Origin of the sequence: Xanthobacter autotrophicus (assembly GCF_030015065.1) — a bacterium.
GTDB classification, from domain to species: domain Bacteria; phylum Pseudomonadota; class Alphaproteobacteria; order Rhizobiales; family Xanthobacteraceae; genus Xanthobacter; species Xanthobacter autotrophicus_D.
This window is the reverse complement of sequence record NZ_JAIVFN010000434.1, coordinates 1-440: the sequence shown is the minus strand read 5'-3', so window position 1 is coordinate 440 and position 440 is coordinate 1. Positions and strand designations below refer to the sequence as shown.

The following is a 440-nucleotide window of genomic DNA, read 5'->3' as shown; positions in this document are numbered from 1 at the left end:
CGCTTCTGGCGGCTGCTGGCATCGGCTTTGCCATTGCTGCCACAGATGCGGCCGTCGCCTGGTCGCTTTGGGCAATCTTCCTGCTGCTGCCGCTGGCAGCTTTCGCCGCGCGCAAGCCGCTGTTGCGAGTTGCCGCCAAGCTGCTGCCTGCGAAGGCGCAGAAATTCGTCGCCGAGATCGAAAACGGCTTGCCGCTCGATGCCGACGCCTTTGCGCGTGCCTGGGCGATGACCATCGTCAACTGGCTGGTGAAGGTGATGGTGCTCGCATGGGCGCTCGGCCTGATGGGCGTGCTGCCAATGGCGGCAAGCTTCGGCGGCGCGCTCGGCGGCGAACTCTCCTCCGTGCTGCCGATGCATGCGCCAGGCGGCGTCGGCACCTATCCGGCCGGCATCACCGCCGGCGCCATCGCATTGGGCGCCTCCAGCGAGCGGCTGGCC

General features: G+C 68.2%; 1 pseudogene. It reads left to right on the top strand.

What is annotated here, in order from left to right:
• Window positions 1-440: pseudogene (locus K9U40_RS23900) on the top strand (UPF0104 family protein); the annotation flags it as partial.